Origin of the sequence: Arthrobacter sp. 2RAF22 (assembly GCF_052115325.1) — a bacterium.
Classification (GTDB): domain Bacteria; phylum Actinomycetota; class Actinomycetes; order Actinomycetales; family Micrococcaceae; genus Arthrobacter.
On record NZ_JBFRGL010000002.1, the window covers coordinates 76,725 to 93,689 of the forward strand.

The window sequence follows — 16,965 nt, forward strand, 5'->3', positions numbered from 1 at the left end:
CTTGGATGGTAGTTCCTGCCCTTGGGGGACTTTTCGGTTCAAGATGAAGGAACACCATGACCAACCGCTTTCTAGCAGCGGCCGCCGTCGCCGTTGTTGCAGCCACCGCTGTGACCGGCTGCGCTCAAAGCAGCACCGCAACGGCCCAGAACAATGGCGCCAGCGCATCCCCGGACAAGACGATCACCGTTTTCATCAGCGGGGACACGAACGTCCAGAACCTGTGGGAAAAGAGCCTTGTTCCCGCCTTCCAAAAGGCCAACCCCGGCTACAACGTGAAGGTCACCCTCGATCTGCACGGCGAGCACGATTCCCAGACCCTGGCGAAACTGACCAGCGCCACGGAGCAGAACAAGGAACCTGACTTCGACCTCGTCGATGGCGGCTTCGTTTCCAAGGCTTCCGCAGCCAATCTGCTGACCTCCGTGAGTTCCCAGACGATTCCGGCCCTGAACGATGTCCCGCAGGACGTCATCAAGGCCGGCGGCACCGGTGGCATCCCGTACCGCGGCTCCGCGGTGCTCCTCGCATATGACACCAAGACGGTTGCCACTCCGCCGAAGACCCTCGACGATTTGCTCGCCTGGATCAAGGCAAACCCGGGCAAGTTCACCTACAACTCGCCCAAGTCCGGTGGGTCCGGCGGTGCATTCGTTGCCACCGTTCTGGACAAGTTCGTTCCGGCCGACGCCCGCGCCAAGATGACGGTGGGCTACGAGAAGGACCTCGAGAAGTACTGGGACCAGGGCTTCGCGACGTTGAAGGACCTCAACTCGTCCGTTTTCCAGGGCGGCGTCTACCCCAACGGCAACCAGCAGACCCTTGACCTGCTCGCCAAGGGACAGATCTCCATGGCTCCGGTGTGGTCTGACCAGTTCATCACCGGCTTGACCAACGGCCAGATCCCGTCCACCGTGAAGGCCACCCAGATCAGCAACCCGTCCTTCACCGGCGGTGCCGCCTACCTCGGCATTCCCAAGTCCTCGCCCCGCCAGGAAGCGGCGCTGAAGCTTGCCAACTTCGTCCTCTCGCCGGAGGCACAGACCATGATCATCAAGGAAATGTCCGGATTCCCGGCCATCAGCCTGGACAAACTTCCGGCTGATGTGAAGGACAAGTTCAAGGACGCAGACACCAACAACCTGCGCAAGGGCTACTTCGACCAGATGGGCAAAGACCTGAACAACCTCTGGGACCAGAAGGTTCCCGGCCAGTGACAACCACGCTTCACAAGCCGGCGGAACTGCAACAAACAGTTCCGCCGGCTCGTACCACGCGCCCCAAACGCCTGGGCCAGCGCGCCGTCGGGTTCTTCATGGCACTGCCGCCRATCCTGTTGATCGCGATCTTCGTCGGCTTCCCGATCGTTCTCGCGTTCGGCTTCAGCATTGGCTTGACCGGCGGGTTGAACCACACCATCGCCACCATTGGCCAGAACGTGCACGAGGCGGACGCCTGGTGGGGAACGCTGGCCGCGTACCAGGAGATGTTCACCAACAAGCGTTTCCTCGGGGACCTCCTGGTCACCGTCATCGTGACGCTGGTCAGCACGGCAACGGTCATCTTCCTGGCCTTGGGCATTGGGCTCTACCTCAAGCTGAAAGGCGGTCGAATGGCCCGCCTCCTTTCCGGACTGGCGATCGTGCCGCTCTTCATCCCGGTGGTCATCGCCTCGTGGGCGATCCTGACCTTCTACTCCGGCACCGGTTTCCTCCGGAGCGTCTTTGCCCTCTTCGGGCTTGACTTCCCCGTGTGGGCCTTCACCATGGTCACGGTCATCATCGGCTCGGTCTGGACGTCGCTGCCTTTCGCCGTGCTTATGGTCTCCTCCGGACTGCAGTCCGTGCCGAACGCCATGATCGAAGCAGCCCGCGACGCCGGTGCCGGGTCCTTGCGCACGATCGTTTCGGTAATCGTTCCGATGGCGGCAGTTCCCATCATCATCGCGACGACGTTTACGGCCATTGGAATTGTTGGATCGTTCACGGTCCCGTACTTCACCGGGCCCAATTCACCGAACATGCTCGGAGTGGACATGTCCAACTACTTCTCTGCCTTCAACCAGCCACAGCAGTCCGCGGTCATGGCTTTCACTGTCTTCCTGATTGCCTCCGGAATCGCCGCGCTCTACGTGTGGGCGAACTTCCGTTCCGCCAAGGAACAGGGGAAAGTCTGATGGCTCTCCCTACCGGATCCCCGGTTGGGTCCCGCACCCGCCGGCCGCTCACGCTGGACTCGATTGTCCGCAGTGCGCTGGTGGGCCTGTTCGTGGTCCTCATGATCGTTTTCATCCTTGGCCCGCTGCTCTGGCTCGGCGTTCGTGCTTTCGCCGGCAACTGGACCTTCCCCAACCTCCTTCCCGATGACTGGACATTGCGCTGGTGGCAGGTGGTGGTCAACGACGGCGCGCTCGGAATCGCGGTGCAGAACTCCTTGTTCTTCGCCCCGCTGACGGTCCTTGTGTCTGCGATCATCTGCTTGCCCGCCGCCTACGCCTTCGCCCGCTTTGATTTTCCCGGACGCCGTTTCTTCCTGATCAGCCTGTTCGCGACCAACGCCTTCCCCAAGATGGGCTTGTTCGTCACCCTCGCTGCGCTCTTCTACGCCTTGAACCTGATGAACACGGTGCTGGGAATCCTCGTGGTGCACGTGCTGGGCACCGTGGTGTTCATGACGTGGATTCCGGCGGCAGCGTTCGCTGCCGTGCCGCGGAACCTTGAGGAAGCAGCGCGCGACGCCGGAGCCTCCACATTGCGCGTGTTCACTTCCGTGACTCTCCCCATGGCACTGCCCGGGATTATCGTCGCGGCCGTGATGTCCTTCCTGGCGTCCTTCGACGAAGCACAAGGAACGTACTTGGTGGGTGCACCGGCCTTCATGACCATGCCAACGCAGATGTACAGCCTGGTGCTGAACTACCCCACCCAGGTGGCTGCCGTCTTCTCGATCCTGCTGGCGATCCCCTCCGTGGCCCTCATGCTCGCGGCGCACAAGCACATCCTCGGCGGCCAGCTCGCCGAAGGCTTCCAGATCAAATAGCGCATCGCGCTCAATGTCAGACAGAGAACCCATGACAATCCATGAACCATTGACTGAACCACCTGCCAGCACAACAAGGCCGGGCACTCCGGCGTCGGGCGGTGGCCTGACCATCCGCGGCCTCCACAAGATCCTCGGCGGCCGCACCATCATCGACAACCTCGATCTGTCGGTAAAGGAGGGCGAGCTGGTGTCCTTGCTAGGGCCCTCCGGCTGCGGCAAGACAACGACGCTGCGCATGATCGCCGGTTTCCTGGAGCCGGACTCCGGCTCCATTGAGGTGGAAGGCCAGGAGGTCTCTCACCTCGGCGCGGAGAACCGCCCCAGCGCCATGGTGTTCCAGAACTACGCGCTGTGGCCCCACATGACCGTGGCCAAGAACGTCGGCTTCCCGCTGAAGCTCCGCAAAATGTCCAAGGCTGAGATCAAGGGCAGGGTGGAAGCCGTCCTGGAGTTGGTCAGCCTTTTGCACCACACGGATTCCAAACCGGCACGCATCTCCGGCGGCGAGCAGCAACGCGTGGCATTGGCCAGGGCACTCGTCCAGGAGCCCAAGCTCCTGCTCCTTGACGAACCCTTGAGCAACCTGGACGCGAAACTACGTGTCAAAGTGCGCGAAGACATCCGCAAGATCCAGCAGGAACTGGGCATCACCACGGTCATCGTCACGCACGACCAGGAAGAGGCGATGTCCATGTCGGACCGCATCGCCGTCATGAATGCAGGCCGGATCGAGCAATACAGCACCCCGGAAGCGCTCTACGCCCGCCCGGAAACCGAGTTTGTCGCCACCTTCATCGGAAGCATGAATCGCTTGGAAGGCTCGCTCGACGGCGGACTCATCACTGCGGGCCCGGACATTCTCGGGATCCGGCCCGAGGACGTCATCCTGGCAGACGCCCCCTTCGCAGGTGCTGTGCCGGCGATCGTCGAGAGGGTGGTCCCGCGCGGACACTTCCAGGAAGTGTACGTGCGCAGGGCCGACGCCCGGCTCCGCAGCTTTGTCAGCGGAGAGCTCATGCAGCCCGGCCAACAGACATATGCGGGGATCCGCAAGGCCATGACCTTCCGGGACGGACGCCTGGTAGGAGAGGCAGGTGCCGCACTGTGAGCAACGCGATCGACACCAAAAGGACCCGGGCCGCGGCCCATCGGGGCGACTCCAGCAAATATCTTGAGAACACCTTGCCCGCCATCGCGTCAGCCATCGACGCGGGTGCGGACCTCGTGGAAGTGGACGTCCGGGTAACGAAGGACGGGCAGGTGATCCTGCTCCACGATGCCTCGCTGCTCAGGATCTGGAGCCTCGACGCGGACGTTGCAGACGTCGACTATGACCGCATCGGGCAACTGGGCGCCGGTGAGGAACGTATTCCCCTGCTATCCGAAGCCCTTGAGCTCTTTCGCGACAGCCGGTCAACCGTGCTCATCGACATGGACGAGCCCGGCCCCGCGAAGGCGACTGCCGCCGTCGTACGCGAAAGCGGCATCGAAGTGGCCTGGTGCGGGAACCTGGACGGGATGCGGATCATCCGCGCCCTCGATAAGGATGCCCGGATCTGGCTGCCTTGGAGCAAGAGGACTGCCCCGCCGGAGGAGTTGCTGGCCGAACTGGGTCCCGAGTTCGTCAATTCCGAGCACGTGGTCCTCAGCAAGGGCATGGTGGAACAGATCCACGCCGCGGGAGCGAAGGTTGCGTGCTGGACCGTGGACAACCTGGAAACCATGCGCTGGGCATTGGGACTCGGCGTGGACTCGATCACGAGCAACCAACTGGACCTGTTGCAAAGCGCCATCGCCGAAGACCCACAGGCATGGACTTCGGCCCAGGCTCCCGGAGGACTGGCCGGAGACGAAGTCCTTGAGTCCCGGAAAGTCGCGATGGAGCTGGCCGAATGGGCCGTCGGATACATGCGCGACGCCGATCGCGGCCTGGTCTCAACCAAGGCGCACCCTGCCGACCTGGTCACGGAAGTCGATGTCGCCGTCGAGCGCCACGTCCGCGAAGTGATTGCAGCCCGCCTTCCGGGCCACACAGTGGTTGGCGAGGAAATGGGCGGAGTCGCCCTGCCCGGCGCGCCGTGTTGGTACCTTGACCCCGTCGACGGGACCACCAATTACGTAAACCAGATTCCGTGGACGGCGTTCTCACTTGCCTTGGCCGTGGACCGCAAGCCCGCGGTCGCCGTCGTCGCAGATCCCTGGCGCGGCGAGATTTTCGAGGGGTGGGCCGGTCACGGTGCGTGGCTCAACGGAAAGCCGCTATCGCTGGCCTCCGCGGGGAGTTCGACGGCGGCCCTGGCCGGAACCGTGGTGGCGACCGAACTCGCGGGGCACCTGCCGTGGCCCGGGATGCTGGAACTGCTCGCCGAGCTGGGCGAGCGGCACAGCATCATGCGGATCATGGGTTCGGCGACCATGACGGTGGTGGGCGTAGCTGCCGGGCGTGGTGCCGGGGCGATCATCGGGTGCTTCAGCCCGATCGACCACTTGGCGGCGACGCTCATTGTTCAGGAGGCCGGTGGCGTCGTCCTCAATTCCGAAGGCGAGATGGACACGTTCCCGGAAACCGGCGGGGTCCTTGCGGCCCGTCCGGAATACGCCGCCGAGCTTTACGAGCTGTGGAGGCAGGCCCATGCCGATGCGGGGGACTGAGCTTCTCGCCGCTCTTTCCGCACTCGACCGGCGGAGCCGCTTCAAGCTGGTCGGGGAGATCAGCCTCGACTTTCCGACCCACCACCCGCAGGGCATGGCCTTCGCCAAGGGACTCACGTTCTTGTCCTCCGTTGAGATCCTCGATGCGCCGCGCCCCGCGGCGGATCCGGCACTACGGACTCCGGGGCGGGGGAGCGGGCACGTGTTCGTCCTCGGGCCGGACGGTGGGCTGCTTCGCGATATTCCTGTCGGCGAGGACGCGGCGTATCACCCCGGGGGTATCGATTTCGACGGCGACCACGTCTGGGTTTCCGTCGCCGAGTACCGGGCCGCGAGCAGAAGCACCATCTATACGATCGATCCGGGCACCTTCGAGGTCCGCGAGCGGTTCCGGGTGGAGGACCACATCGGTTGGATCGTGCGCGATCCCGGAATGGACCTGGTGTTCGGCGGAAGCTGGGGTTCCCGTCAGCTCTACATCTGGGACACGGAAGGCCGGCTGGTGGATCAGTGGGAGAACCCTGGCCACTTCGTCGACTACCAGGATGCCCAGCTCCTCGGTCCGGGACTTCTGCTGTGCAGCGGGATTTCCCTGTTGCCGCAGGTTGATGGTGGTGTCCTTGAACTCGGAGGGCTGGCCCTGGTGGAACCGCTGCGGCAAAGAATCACGTGGGACGTGCCCATCGGCGTGTTCAGCGGCGCCGGTCACGTCATCACCCGCAACCCTGTCACCGTCACTGCGGATGAATCCGGGCTGCTGATTCACGCGGCGCCCGACGACGGCGACGACGACGGCGGCACGCGGATACTGAGCTACAGGATCATTTAACACGGCTGTGACAGAGCGGAAACGGGTCTTGAACCGGGCCTCGATAGCGTGGCCGCATGATCGTATCCATCATGTCCAAGGTGAGCGCCTGGATCGAAGCTGCCTACTTCTACGACGCTGCCGAGCTGGGGGCCTCCGGAGCCACTGAAACCACCCGCTACGGTTGGCTCCCGGCGCTCAGCGGTGTGGCCATTGCCGACGCCCAAGCGCGGAAAATCCGCGTCGTAGAGTAGCGAAAACCCCCGGGATTCCGGGGTTCTTACGTGGCCAAATGTCTTGTTGAACACACTATTCGTTGACGGCGTGTACTATGCCCTAAACTGCTTCACTGAGGTGCCTGAAATGGCACTATGCAGCAACGAAAGTGAACCACACCAATGGCTACCGATTACGACGCCCCACGCAAGACCGAAGAAGAGTCTCCCGCCGAATCGCTCGAGGCCCTTCAGGCATCGCGCGGCTCCGGTGCCCAGACTGCTGTCATCGACATCGACGAGAACGACACAGCCGAGGGCATCGATCTTCCGGGCGCCGATCTGTCCGGCGAAGAACTAACCGTCATCGTTGTCCCGGAGCAGTCCGATGAATTTACGTGTTCATCGTGCTTCCTGGTCCGTCACCGCTCGCAGATCGCGCTGGAAAAGAACGGCCTCAAGTACTGCCGCGACTGCGAAGGCTAAACCCCGCACGCAAATCAGCCTCGCACGACTGGAATCCAGCAACCCCAAACCAGTCGGGCGGGGCTTTTGCATGCGATGGGCCACCGCTCCGACGTCGTTATCCGTGATAACGAACAGAGGCGCGAGACGGCGCCGAAACCCCGGAAAACCGCGGAAAGCAGACCGTTGAATCACGTCCTCGTGACCCTTCGCGAAGCCTGTTAACAGTTGGGCGCCGAAGCGGATACGAAGCTCTCTCAAGGGGCCGGACGCTCCTACGCTTGAGGTATCGGATCGCTCAAGAATTCAAGGGGAGTGGGCCCAAGTGAGAAGGTTTTACGCGTGGTTGGCAGCTTTGGTAGTGGCCGCCGGGCTTGGTCTAGTGGTTCCAGGGGAAGCGTCGGCAGCCCCGTATTGCGGGATCGCGTGGGGATCGTTGGCGAAGTCAAACCCCGCGCTGACCCAAGCGCAAGTGGTGAATGTCCGGACGGGGCAGCAACCGTGCTTTGACCGCCTGGTGATCGACCTGAATGGCGCCGTTGCCGGCTATTCAATCCGCTACGTTCCACAAGTACTCCACGATGGCTCGGGACTTCCCGTCGAGCTGAGGGGCAATGCGTTCCTGCAAGTCACGGTCAACGCCCCCGCCTATAGTTCCAGCGGCAATGCCACGTACAACCCGGCCGACAAGAACGAGCTCACGAACGTCTCGGACTACAAGACTTTCCGGCAAGTGGCCTTCGCGGGCAGCTTCGAGGGATACACGAGCCTTGGCCTGGGTGTCCGCGCCCGGCTCCCCTTCAGGGTCTTCACGCTGGCCGGTCCGGGAACGGGATCGCGGCTGGTGATCGACGTCGCGCACATGTGGTGAAGCAACTACAACAGAAGCCCTGCTCCGGGTGATGCCGGAACAGGGCTTCTGCCACGCTGAGAGTTGCCCGGTTATTCGGGAACCACGAGGGCCGGTGTGTCCTTGCGAAGGGTTTCGCCGCGGAAGAAGCCGGGACGGACGCGGGCCATGATCACCATGACCACCGCTCCGAGGGCCAGGATGCCCACGCCGATGATGAACACGAGGCCGACGCCGAAAATCTCGGAACCGCTGCCGAAGTCGGGGGACCAGCTGTCCACCGCCGTCTGGATGAAGACGAGGGTCAGAACCACGCCGCCGATCACCGGGAAAAGCAGCCGCATGAAGAAGTTGCGGACGCTGCTGAATACGCTATGCCGGAAGTACCAAGCGCAGGCAAAGGCGGTCATTCCGTAGTAGAAGCAGATCATCAAGCCCAGAGCCAGGATGGTGTCGTTGAGGACGTTCTCGCTGACAACCTTCATGATGGCGTAGAACCCGCCGGAGATAGCCCCGGCCATGATGGTTGCGAATCCGGGGGAACCGAAGCGCTTGCTCACGGAGGAGAACTTCTGCGGAAGGGCGCCGTAGTGACCCATGGCGAGAAGGCTTCGGGCGGGAGAGGCCATAGTGGACTGCAGGGACGACGCTGTGCCTGCGAGTACGGCCAAAGACATGAGGATGGCCAAAGGACCCATCACAGGGGACGCCAACGCGGCGAAGATATTGGACTGGTTGTCCGGGTTGTTGAGCCCGATGCCGTCCCCACCAACGCCAGCCACCATCATGGTTGCGACGATTACGGCGACGTAGAGACCCAGCACTGCGATCGCCGTCGTGGTGCCCGCCTTGCCGGCAGTACCCTTGCCGCCCTTGGTCTCTTCGTTGACCGTCAGGCAGACGTCCCAGCCCCAGTAGACGAAGACCGCGAGGGACATGCCGGCAGCGAACTGCTCAAAGCTGCTGATCTTCGTGGGGTCGAACCAGTCCCAACTGAAGGCGATAGCCGTTGGGGTGTCGCCGGAGGAGGCATGGGTGAGGGCCATGACGATGAACACGCCCAAGACCACTACCTGGAATCCCACCATGGCGTACTGCACGAGTTTGGTAGCGTGAAGTCCCCGGTAGCTGACCCAGACAGCCAGTGCCACGAAGGCCAGGCATGTGGCGATGTTCAAGGCTTTGTTGGAAGTGAGGTCGGCAAGATCGGGGTTGCCGAAAACCTGGGCGAGAAAGAGGTAGAAGAAGTCCACCGCGACGCCTGCCAGGTTGGAAAGGACGATGATGTTCGCGGCAAGCAGCCCCCAGCCGCCCATCCATCCGATGAAGGGGCCGAAAGCCTTGGTTGCCCATGTGAAGGTGGTGCCGCTGTCCGGCGAGTCTGCGTTGAGCTCCCGGTAGGCGAACGCCACGAGGATCATCGGGATGAAGGCGACGATGAAAATCGCGGGGAGTTGCAGGCCTACCGCGTTGACCGCCGGGCCCAGTGAGCTGGTCAGGCTGTACGCGGGCGCCACGGAAGAAATACCAAGGACGACGACGGCGAGGAGCCCCAGCTGCCCCGTCTTGAGTCCTTTGCCGCTGATGCCGTGCTCGGTGCCGGCGGGATCGTGGGCCTCCACGGTTTTCCTGGCGCTTGGGCGGGTTATTTGAGTCATGTGCTTGGCTCTTTCTAGATGGGCCGAAGGTTGTTGCTGGGTGTTGCAGTGAAAGCCGTCTGCGGGGTCATCGAAGCTGATGGCGGGCGGGGGAGGTTGGGGCGCCCGGGTAGGTGGTGCACATCATGATGGCTGTTCTCCGGTGAGACGGGAGTCACTAAATGAATGACGTTCATTTAGTATGGACGGGGAGAAGCCCTGGCGCAAGTGGTTTGACCAAACAATTTTGGTTCGGAGTGGAACTTCTGAGCGAGCGTCGGCCGGAAACGGCCCAAAAATGAGCGAGCGTCTGCCGGAAACGGCCCAAAAGTGAGCGAGCGTCGGGGGAGGCCAAGCGGGTTTAGCGAGCCGCGATCCCGCGATCCTGGGATCCCCGCGGCTCAAGAAGGGACGCTCGCTCACATATGGGGCCAAAAGCGGTGACGCCCGCTCAGATCATCTGAGCGAGCGTCAGGGGAGGCGTGCTGCTTAGGAGCTCAGCTCGGCCCGGAGGGGGTATTCCTTGCTATCGAGGAGAAGCTGCGTGCAGCGTCCGGTTTCCGGGTTCAGCACGATCGGGGCCGCGAGATTTACCGTGGTCTTCTCCGGGCTCGGGTTGACCACCACCAACGTGGTTGCCAGCTCAGCCCGGTCCAGGCCGAGGTCGTCCAGTGTCGAGCGGGGGATGGCGGGCTCGTAGCCCGGAACGTACACCACGGCCTCGGCCAGGAACATCCGGATCCGCGGGCTCGCCGACTCCATCGCGTAGAGCCCGGGGGCGCCGTCGATTCCCCGCAAGGCGAAGCCGCCGGAAGCTTCAAGCCCGGGCATGGGCGCGGTGAAGCTCAACGCCCGGAAAGCCTGTGCGGTGCTCATTTCAGGAAATCCATGAGCGTGGGCTGGAGCGTCTTGGCGGTGACCGCGAGGGCAACCTGGTAGTTGGTTTCCTGCAGCTTCAAGTCCATGACGACCTTTCCGATGTCTGCGTCTTCAATTCCGGAGCGCTGTGCGTCCAGCGAGGCCTTTAGTCCGTCGACGGAGTCCTGGGCGCGCATGAGCTTGGTCTGCCTGGCACCGACGTCCGCGCGTCCGTTGACAACCGACTTGATCTTGTCGCCGATCGCCGTCAAACGCCCGCTGACATCCGCGCCGGAGCGGATATCGGCGACGACGTTGCTCACCAAAGCGAAGACGGAGCCGGCGCCGTCACCGAAGATCGCACCGCCGTCGGCGTCTACCCGCACCGTCTGTGTCGCGTCAATCCGTCGTTCCACTGTGCTGCCTGGCGTTCCGTTGAAGACCGGTGGCGCGGCGTTGCTGAACGCGCCGGCGGAATCGGAACTCCCGGCGAAGACATTGCGGCCCAGGTACTGCGTGTTCGCCTGGGCCAGGAGGTCCTTGTTGAGGCCTTCGATTTCGACGGCGATCGCCTCCTTGGCGTTGCTGTTCAGGGAACCGTTGGCAGCCTGGACCGTGAGGTCACGGACCCGGTTGAGGATGTTGGTGGCCTGCCCGAGGGCGGAATCGGCGGTGGTCAGCCAGCCATTGCCGTCGTCGATGTTGTTCGAATATTGTCCGGCGGCACTGAGCTGGCTTTTCGTGGCGAGCAGGTTCGCCGTGGCCGCGGGATCGTCGGAGGGCCTGGTGATGTTCTTGAGGTTGCTGGCCTTGTCCTGCAGCGCGGCGAGCTTGGCCTGCCCGGCCTGCAGGTTCAGTTGCGCGGCCGCGGACATCGTTTGGTTCGTTACACGGTTCAGCATGGCTTACCTTCCCACCAATCCGGTGTGGTTGATCAGGACGTCGAGGGCTTCATCCACGGCCGTCATGGCCCGGGCAGCCGCCTGGTAGGCGTGCTGGTTGCTCAGGAGGCTGATGTTCTCCTCGTCGAGGCTGACGGACGCACCGGAGGAACGCTGCCCGACGGCGGCTGTGCTCGCCGCATCGGCGAGCTGCTGATGCTGCTGTGCCGATTGGGACGTCGTGCCGATCCCTGTGACGATTCCGGACCACAAGGCATCAGGGGATCCTTGCCCGGTGCCGATTTGGGCAACGGCGTCGGCGATTTTGCCATCGAGGGCGCCGGAGCCGGGGCTGCCGGTGGCGATTCCCGCGGCGCTCGTCGGGACAACGCTGAGGGACAGGGCCGCCGGGGCGCCAGGGGTGGTTGCGAAGAAATCGAGATTTGAGGCGCCGGTGGTGGACTGCCCGGTGCGGTGCACGGCGTTGACGTCGTTCATGAGTTTGGTGGCGAAGGCGTTGTAGGATGCGGCGGCCTCGGAGATGGCCCCTCCCGCGCCTCCCGCCGTGGCGGGGGCAAGGAGGGAGACGGCGCCGGCGAGTTTTCCGCCGTCGAGTGAAACCGCCACACCGGGGCGATTGGCCCATTCCAGCTGGACGGGTCCTCCCAGCGCCAATGTCGAGCCCGGTGCGCCCATGCTCGCCTGGCCGCCCAGCATGAGCTCGCGGTGCGACGTGCCCGAGACGATGGCGTTGCCGCCCACGAAGACATCCACCGTGCCGTCGGCGTTGTCCCGGGCAGTTCCGCCAGCCAAGGAAGCAATGGTTTCAACCACCTTGTTTCGGGCATCGATGATCTCGTTGGCTGAGCCGCCCGAGGCTGTGACGGAACGGATCGTCGCGTTGAAGCCGGCCACCTGGGCTGCGGCATCGTTCAGGGTTGCGACGGTACTTTGGGCTTCTCCTCGTATCCGGGTCCACTGGGAATCCAAGGCCTTGTATCCCGCCGACACCGCATTGGCAACGGTGGTGCCGGCTTGCAGCAGCACGCCGGCCGGGGCTGCTTCGCCTGGGTGGTTGGAGACGCCCTGCCACGAGGACCAGAAGGTCTGCAACGCCGTCGATATTCCGGCGGGACCGGGCTCGTTCAGCGAGCCTTCGAGTTGCTGGAGTTGGGTGGACCGATAGCCGGCGTAACCGGCCTGGGCCGCGCTGGAGCGAACCCCGGCATCGAGGAAGCTGTTGCCCAGGCGGGCGATTCCGTCCACCGACACGCCCTGACCGGCCTGGGCACCCGCCGTGAAGAGGCCCGTGCGCGCGGGTGCGCCGACGGCGGATAGCTCGATCCGCTGCCTGGTGTACCCGTCAGTGCCGGCGTTGGCGATGTTCTGTCCGGCAACGTTGATGCCCTGCTGCGCCGCGGTGAGGCCCAGGTAGGCCGTATTGAGTCCGCCGAATGTGCTCACTGCTGTGTCCTTTGGGTGATCCGGGCCTTGAGGTGATCCGGCCTTTGCATGTCCGTCTACGTTTGATGAGTTTCGGTCAGAATTGCTGGTCGAAAAGGCGGGACGGGGTTGAGTCTGCTGTCCCGCTTTGGGAACCGGTCCGCCCGTGGGAGTCGTACGTCCCGGCCGCCGGTTTCAGGTCCGCCATGGTTTCCTGGGTGGAGCGGACGGCGGCGCGAAGGAACTGCTCGTTCGAATCACGCAGCTCCTTGATGGCCGCGGTTTGCTGCTGCATCGCGTTCAGGTGCGCGGACAGGACATCAGCCCAGGCCTCTTCCGGGGCCGCTGTGACCAGCTCGCCCAGTGAAGACTCGGCAGGCAACCCCCATTGCTCTGCCACGGCCGCCACTTCCACCGCCCTTGCAAGCCCGGCCTTGGACAGGTGCCCCAGGACCTGCTCCACTTCCCGGGTGCCATGCGGCAACCAACGGGATTTGCCCGCCGTGAGGAGCAGTTGCTCTTCCTCCAGCTTGAATGTCAGCAGATCCAGTAGCTCACGTTCTCGCCACAGCAGGGCCGACAGTTCATGGATGGCCATGTCGGGTCAACTCCAGTTCCGGGTTGGTTTTTCGGGTGCGTTGCCGCGGGAAAACACTTCCCCTGTGCCTTCGCCGCGCTGAAAACAACTATCGGCTGCCGCGGCCCATGCGTTAGGCGTTGTTTATGCATGATTTATTCGCTTTGTCCAGTCAAGCGACGCGCGGCGGATCTTGAGGCCTGTGGCAAATTTTCCTGCGGCGTTTTGCTAACCAAAGGGGACCGCCGTTCCGATAACCAGAAGTGACAGGCCACGGACGGCCTGGAAGTACCAGCAGACCCAATCATGGAGGAATACATCATGGGCATGGCAATCAACACAAACCTGATGGCGAACAACGCTTACGGCAACCTCAACCGCACGCAGAACGACGTGTCCAAGTCGATGGAGAAGCTTTCCAGCGGCCTGCGCATCAACCGTGCAGCTGACGACGCAGCAGGCCTGGCAATTTCGGAAGGCCTCAAGTCCCAGGTCAGCGGCTCGGCAGTCGCCGCCCGCAACGCCCAGGACGGCATCTCGGTCATCCAGACCACTGAAGGTGCACTGACCGAAGTCCACTCGATCCTCCAGCGCATGCGTGACCTCGCTGTCCAGGGCTCGAACGACACCAACAACACCGCTTCCCGTGCGGCGATCAAGGGTGAAGGCGACTCGCTCGGCAAGGAACTGGACCGCCTCACGCAGTCCACTCAGTTCAACGGCATCGATCTGCTTAAGGGTGCGGCTGGAAACAGCGGCGCGTCCCTGAACATCCAGGTCGGCACCGGCGGCAGCGCCAACGACAAGATCGCCGTCAACCTCGGCGACGTCGCAACCGCCGTCGGAACCGGCGCTACCGGCCTCTCCGGCGCCGCGGGTGCTGCAGGCTTCAAGGTGGACACGAGCGCCAACGCCCAGCTGACCATCGCTGCCGTTGACACGGCCATCGCGGCCGTTTCCGCCCAGCGCGCCGACCTGGGTGCAACCCAGAACCGTCTGGAGCACGCCACGAAGACCCTCCAGGTCTCCGGCGAAAACCTGCAGGCAGCCGAGTCCCGCATCACGGACACGGACATGGCTTCGGAAATGGTCAAGTACACCAAGGCCAACATCATGTCCCAGGCCGGCACCGCAATGCTGGCCCAGGCCAACCAGTCCGGCCAGGGCGTTCTCTCGCTCCTGCGCTAAGACCTTCCGGTAGCTGACCGGTAATCAGCGAATGGCGGCCAGGACGGGAACACACCCCTGGCCGCCATTCGCGTCCGGACCCCGCCGACGTAACCAACACATCCGGAAGGACCAAACGTGGCAAGCTCGATCGACGGCCTCGCCAGCGGCTTGAACACCACCTCCATCATTGATTCGCTCATGGCGGTGGAAGCACAACCGCAGACACTTCTGAAGACGAAGCTTGCGTCGGACCAGACAATGATTTCGACGCTTCAATCGCTGAACTCGAAGCTGTCGTCACTGAAAGACCTCGCAAGCGGCGACTCGGCCGTGAACGCCTTGAACCTGTTTAGCGCCACCACGACTTCCCCGTCGATCACTGCGACGGCGACCACCTCCGCGACCGCGGGCTCAATCGACGTCACCGTCACCCAGCTGGCCCAGAGCCAAGTGGACGTCACCGCGGCCATGAGCAACTGGCCCACCGACGGCTCGGGTGCACCGGCACACCTGACGCTCGTCGACTCCACGGGAAAACAGACTGAAATCACGCCTGCATCTACCTCCCTTGACGACGTCGTGACGGCGATCAACGCGGCGTCCGGCCCGGCCCGGGCCGTAAAGGTCCCGGCAGGCAACGGAACCTATCGCCTTCAACTGACGGCGGCCACTTCAGGTGCGGTTGGAGCGTACAGCGCCTACCAGGGCACGGCAGCGCAAGTGAGCGCGGGCACCGCGACCGACCTGATGGCTGACCCCTCCGCCGCCGTCGTCAAGGCCGCCCAGGATGCCAAAGCGACGCTGTATGCGGGGACTCCGGCAGCGCAGACAATCACGTCCGGAACCAACACCTTCACTGATTTGCTTCCCGGTGTGTCAGTGGCGGCCTCCGCCGTCACTGCCGGACCGGTGACCGTGAACATTGCCAGTGACTCCGCGGGGATCACCAAAAAGGCCGGGGATCTGGTGAACGCCGTCAATGACGTCCTCGGCTTCGTCTCCATTTACAGCGCCGTGACCCAGACGACCGACGCCAACGGCGCCTCCGCAGCCAGTGGCGGCATCTTCAGCGGCAACAGCGGCGTCCGCTCGGTCAACGACCAAGTCTTCTCCGCCGTGTCCATGCCCGTGAACGGGAAGTCTCCCTCCGAATACGGAATCAACGTCACCAGGGATGGAAACTTCACGTTTGACGCGGCCAAGCTCCAATCGTCCTTGGCTTCGGATCCCGCCGGGACGCAGGCAGCGCTCCAGACCATTGCATCCCGCGTGTCCGACGCAGCAACCAGCGCTACCGATCCGTTCAGTGGTTCGGTAACCGCCCTGATCAAGGGGCAACAATCCGAAGTGACCGACCTCGGGAGCCAGATCTCTGACTGGGACCAGCGTTTGGCCTCCAGGCGGCAGACCCTGCAAACGACGTACAACGCCATGGAAGTTGCCCTTGGCCAACTCAACGCCCAGCAATCATGGCTCACCGGCCAGATTGCCGGCCTCTCGAGCTCGACGAAGTAAGGAGCGTAACGCATGACCTCCACAGCCCTCCGCGCCAGCCAGCTTTCCCGGTACAACGACGACGCCGTCCTGTCGGCTCCGCCGGCCAGGCTCCTCACGATGCTTTATGACCGGCTGCTCCTGGACCTGAACCGCGCCCAGTTCGCCCAGGAGAATGCCAACTGGGGTGTCGCAAGCGAGAACCTGTTGCATGCCCAGTCGATCGTCACCGAGCTGTCCTCCACCCTGAAGACCGATGTGTGGGACGGGGCACCCGGGCTGCTGAGCATCTACCAGTACGCGATGGAAGCGATGATCGGCGCAAACATCTACCGCGACGTCAACCGGACCAAAGAATGCATTGTGCTCCTGGAACCGCTCCGGCAAGGCTGGCACGACGCCGCTTCGCAGCTGCCTGTCCAGGCGACGGTATCCGGGCCGGCACGGACGAACGGCACACTCGGTGTCGGCTGATCCTGTGCAGGCATGGTCCGGAATCCTGGACCGGCTTGAAGCGGACATCGCCTTGGCCGTCTCCGGCGGCGAGCCCGAGGCATGGAATCCGCCCGCCGCGGACGAGGCCGGGCCGCTGCCTGAGGAGCTGGCGGACACAGCACGCCGGATACTGGACGCGCAGTTGGAGTCGATGGCGATGCTCGGCAAGGTCCGCAACGACGCCCTCGCCCACTTGGACGCGCTCAGCACGGTCCCGGACAGCCAAAGTTCCGCGCGCCCGCTGTTCCTGGATGTGCGGGGCTGAAGAGAAAGTATTGAAAACAATCGCTCATCGGCTAACGGATGCCACATGCTTGCCGATGGTGGAAGTTGAGCAGGGATTGCTCGATGCACGGCCACGGATCGGCCTCTTCATAC

General features: G+C 63.5%; 18 protein-coding genes. 13 read left to right on the plus strand and 5 right to left on the minus strand.

Going from position 1 to position 16,965, the window contains the following annotated elements:
* The first annotated feature begins 56 nt into the window (after positions 1 to 56).
* The 9 genes from AB4068_RS03775 (at position 57) to AB4068_RS03815 (ending at position 8,053) form a co-directional block, all read left to right on the plus strand.
* Positions 57 to 1,217 carry an extracellular solute-binding protein gene (locus tag AB4068_RS03775; protein ID WP_284989460.1) on the plus strand — a complete coding sequence of 387 codons (1,161 nt, stop codon included), beginning with the start codon at positions 57 to 59 and terminating at the stop codon, positions 1,215 to 1,217.
* A complete protein-coding gene (locus AB4068_RS03780; protein ID WP_284989461.1) occupies positions 1,214 to 2,176 on the plus strand; it encodes an ABC transporter permease in 963 nt (320 codons plus the stop codon). The genes AB4068_RS03775 and AB4068_RS03780 overlap by 4 nt, the downstream gene beginning before the upstream one ends.
* Positions 2,176 to 3,039: an ABC transporter permease gene (locus AB4068_RS03785; protein WP_306963812.1), complete on the plus strand. Its 864-nt coding sequence runs from the start codon at positions 2,176 to 2,178 to the stop codon at positions 3,037 to 3,039. The genes AB4068_RS03780 and AB4068_RS03785 overlap by 1 nt, the downstream gene beginning before the upstream one ends.
* 49 nt (positions 3,040 to 3,088) lie before the next feature.
* On the plus strand, positions 3,089 to 4,150 hold the full coding sequence (locus AB4068_RS03790; protein WP_441432710.1) for an ABC transporter ATP-binding protein: 1,062 nt from the start codon (positions 3,089 to 3,091) through the stop codon (positions 4,148 to 4,150).
* Positions 4,147 to 5,694 carry an inositol monophosphatase family protein gene (locus AB4068_RS03795; protein ID WP_441432711.1) on the plus strand — a complete coding sequence of 516 codons (1,548 nt, stop codon included), beginning with the start codon at positions 4,147 to 4,149 and terminating at the stop codon, positions 5,692 to 5,694. The genes AB4068_RS03790 and AB4068_RS03795 overlap by 4 nt, the downstream gene beginning before the upstream one ends.
* Complete coding sequence (locus AB4068_RS03800; RefSeq protein ID WP_441432712.1) at positions 5,675 to 6,523, plus strand: DUF6454 family protein; 849 nt, start codon at positions 5,675 to 5,677, stop codon at positions 6,521 to 6,523. Before AB4068_RS03795 ends, AB4068_RS03800 begins: the two co-directional genes overlap by 20 nt.
* Positions 6,524 to 6,579: 56 nt before the next feature.
* Complete coding sequence (locus AB4068_RS03805; RefSeq protein ID WP_172465532.1) at positions 6,580 to 6,756, plus strand: hypothetical protein; 177 nt, start codon at positions 6,580 to 6,582, stop codon at positions 6,754 to 6,756.
* A gap of 144 nt (positions 6,757 to 6,900) precedes the next feature.
* On the plus strand, positions 6,901 to 7,203 hold the full coding sequence (locus AB4068_RS03810; protein WP_059388261.1) for a DUF4193 domain-containing protein: 303 nt from the start codon (positions 6,901 to 6,903) through the stop codon (positions 7,201 to 7,203).
* A 304-nt stretch (positions 7,204 to 7,507) separates the two neighbouring features.
* Positions 7,508 to 8,053, plus strand: coding sequence for an AMIN-like domain-containing (lipo)protein (locus tag AB4068_RS03815; RefSeq protein ID WP_284989467.1), 546 nt, complete (start codon positions 7,508 to 7,510; stop codon positions 8,051 to 8,053).
* A 71-nt stretch (positions 8,054 to 8,124) separates the two neighbouring features.
* Here AB4068_RS03815 and AB4068_RS03820 read toward each other — a convergent pair whose 3' ends face one another.
* The 5 genes from AB4068_RS03820 to AB4068_RS03840 form a co-directional block, all read right to left on the minus strand.
* Positions 8,125 to 9,690, minus strand: coding sequence for an APC family permease (locus AB4068_RS03820; protein WP_284989468.1), 1,566 nt, complete (start codon positions 9,688 to 9,690; stop codon positions 8,125 to 8,127).
* Between the two features lie 468 nt (positions 9,691 to 10,158).
* Positions 10,159 to 10,545, minus strand: a complete 387-nt coding sequence (locus tag AB4068_RS03825) for a flagellar assembly protein FliW (protein ID WP_441432713.1) — start codon at positions 10,543 to 10,545, stop codon at positions 10,159 to 10,161.
* A complete protein-coding gene (gene flgL / locus AB4068_RS03830; RefSeq protein ID WP_441432714.1) occupies positions 10,542 to 11,429 on the minus strand; it encodes a flagellar hook-associated protein FlgL in 888 nt (295 codons plus the stop codon). The genes AB4068_RS03825 and flgL overlap by 4 nt, the downstream gene beginning before the upstream one ends.
* Before the next feature lie 3 nt (positions 11,430 to 11,432).
* A complete protein-coding gene (gene flgK, locus AB4068_RS03835) occupies positions 11,433 to 12,872 on the minus strand; it encodes a flagellar hook-associated protein FlgK (protein WP_441432715.1) in 1,440 nt (479 codons plus the stop codon).
* 76 nt (positions 12,873 to 12,948) lie between these two features.
* Entirely contained in the window at positions 12,949 to 13,449 is a 501-nt protein-coding gene (locus tag AB4068_RS03840; protein ID WP_284989472.1) for a flagellar protein FlgN, read from the minus strand.
* A 300-nt stretch (positions 13,450 to 13,749) separates the two neighbouring features.
* Here AB4068_RS03840 and AB4068_RS03845 point away from each other — a divergent pair, with 300 nt between their 5' ends.
* The 4 genes from AB4068_RS03845 (at position 13,750) to AB4068_RS03860 (ending at position 16,852) form a co-directional block, all read left to right on the plus strand.
* Positions 13,750 to 14,616, plus strand: coding sequence for a flagellin N-terminal helical domain-containing protein (locus AB4068_RS03845; protein WP_284989473.1), 867 nt, complete (start codon positions 13,750 to 13,752; stop codon positions 14,614 to 14,616).
* 117 nt (positions 14,617 to 14,733) lie between these two features.
* Complete coding sequence (gene fliD, locus AB4068_RS03850) at positions 14,734 to 16,113, plus strand: flagellar filament capping protein FliD (RefSeq protein ID WP_441432716.1); 1,380 nt, start codon at positions 14,734 to 14,736, stop codon at positions 16,111 to 16,113.
* 12 nt (positions 16,114 to 16,125) lie between these two features.
* A complete protein-coding gene (locus tag AB4068_RS03855) occupies positions 16,126 to 16,566 on the plus strand; it encodes a flagellar export chaperone FliS (protein WP_441432717.1) in 441 nt (146 codons plus the stop codon).
* Positions 16,556 to 16,852: a hypothetical protein gene (locus tag AB4068_RS03860; RefSeq protein ID WP_441432718.1), complete on the plus strand. Its 297-nt coding sequence runs from the start codon at positions 16,556 to 16,558 to the stop codon at positions 16,850 to 16,852. Before AB4068_RS03855 ends, AB4068_RS03860 begins: the two co-directional genes overlap by 11 nt.
* Positions 16,853 to 16,965 lie beyond the last annotated feature (113 nt).

Coding starts and splice junctions, on each gene's coding strand:
- AB4068_RS03775 (WP_284989460.1), top strand. CDS start 57: ATGACCAACCGCTTTCTAGCAGCGGCCGCCGTCGCCGTTGTTGCAGCC.
- AB4068_RS03785 (WP_306963812.1), top strand. CDS start 2,176: ATGGCTCTCCCTACCGGATCCCCGGTTGGGTCCCGCACCCGCCGGCCG.
- AB4068_RS03800 (WP_441432712.1), top strand. CDS start 5,675: ATGCCGATGCGGGGGACTGAGCTTCTCGCCGCTCTTTCCGCACTCGAC.
- AB4068_RS03805 (WP_172465532.1), top strand. CDS start 6,580: ATGATCGTATCCATCATGTCCAAGGTGAGCGCCTGGATCGAAGCTGCC.
- AB4068_RS03810 (WP_059388261.1), top strand. CDS start 6,901: ATGGCTACCGATTACGACGCCCCACGCAAGACCGAAGAAGAGTCTCCC.
- AB4068_RS03820 (WP_284989468.1), bottom strand. CDS start 9,690: ATGACTCAAATAACCCGCCCAAGCGCCAGGAAAACCGTGGAGGCCCAC.
- AB4068_RS03825 (WP_441432713.1), bottom strand. CDS start 10,545: ATGAGCACCGCACAGGCTTTCCGGGCGTTGAGCTTCACCGCGCCCATG.
- flgL (WP_441432714.1), bottom strand. CDS start 11,429: ATGCTGAACCGTGTAACGAACCAAACGATGTCCGCGGCCGCGCAACTG.
- AB4068_RS03840 (WP_284989472.1), bottom strand. CDS start 13,449: ATGGCCATCCATGAACTGTCGGCCCTGCTGTGGCGAGAACGTGAGCTA.
- AB4068_RS03845 (WP_284989473.1), top strand. CDS start 13,750: ATGGGCATGGCAATCAACACAAACCTGATGGCGAACAACGCTTACGGC.
- AB4068_RS03855 (WP_441432717.1), top strand. CDS start 16,126: ATGACCTCCACAGCCCTCCGCGCCAGCCAGCTTTCCCGGTACAACGAC.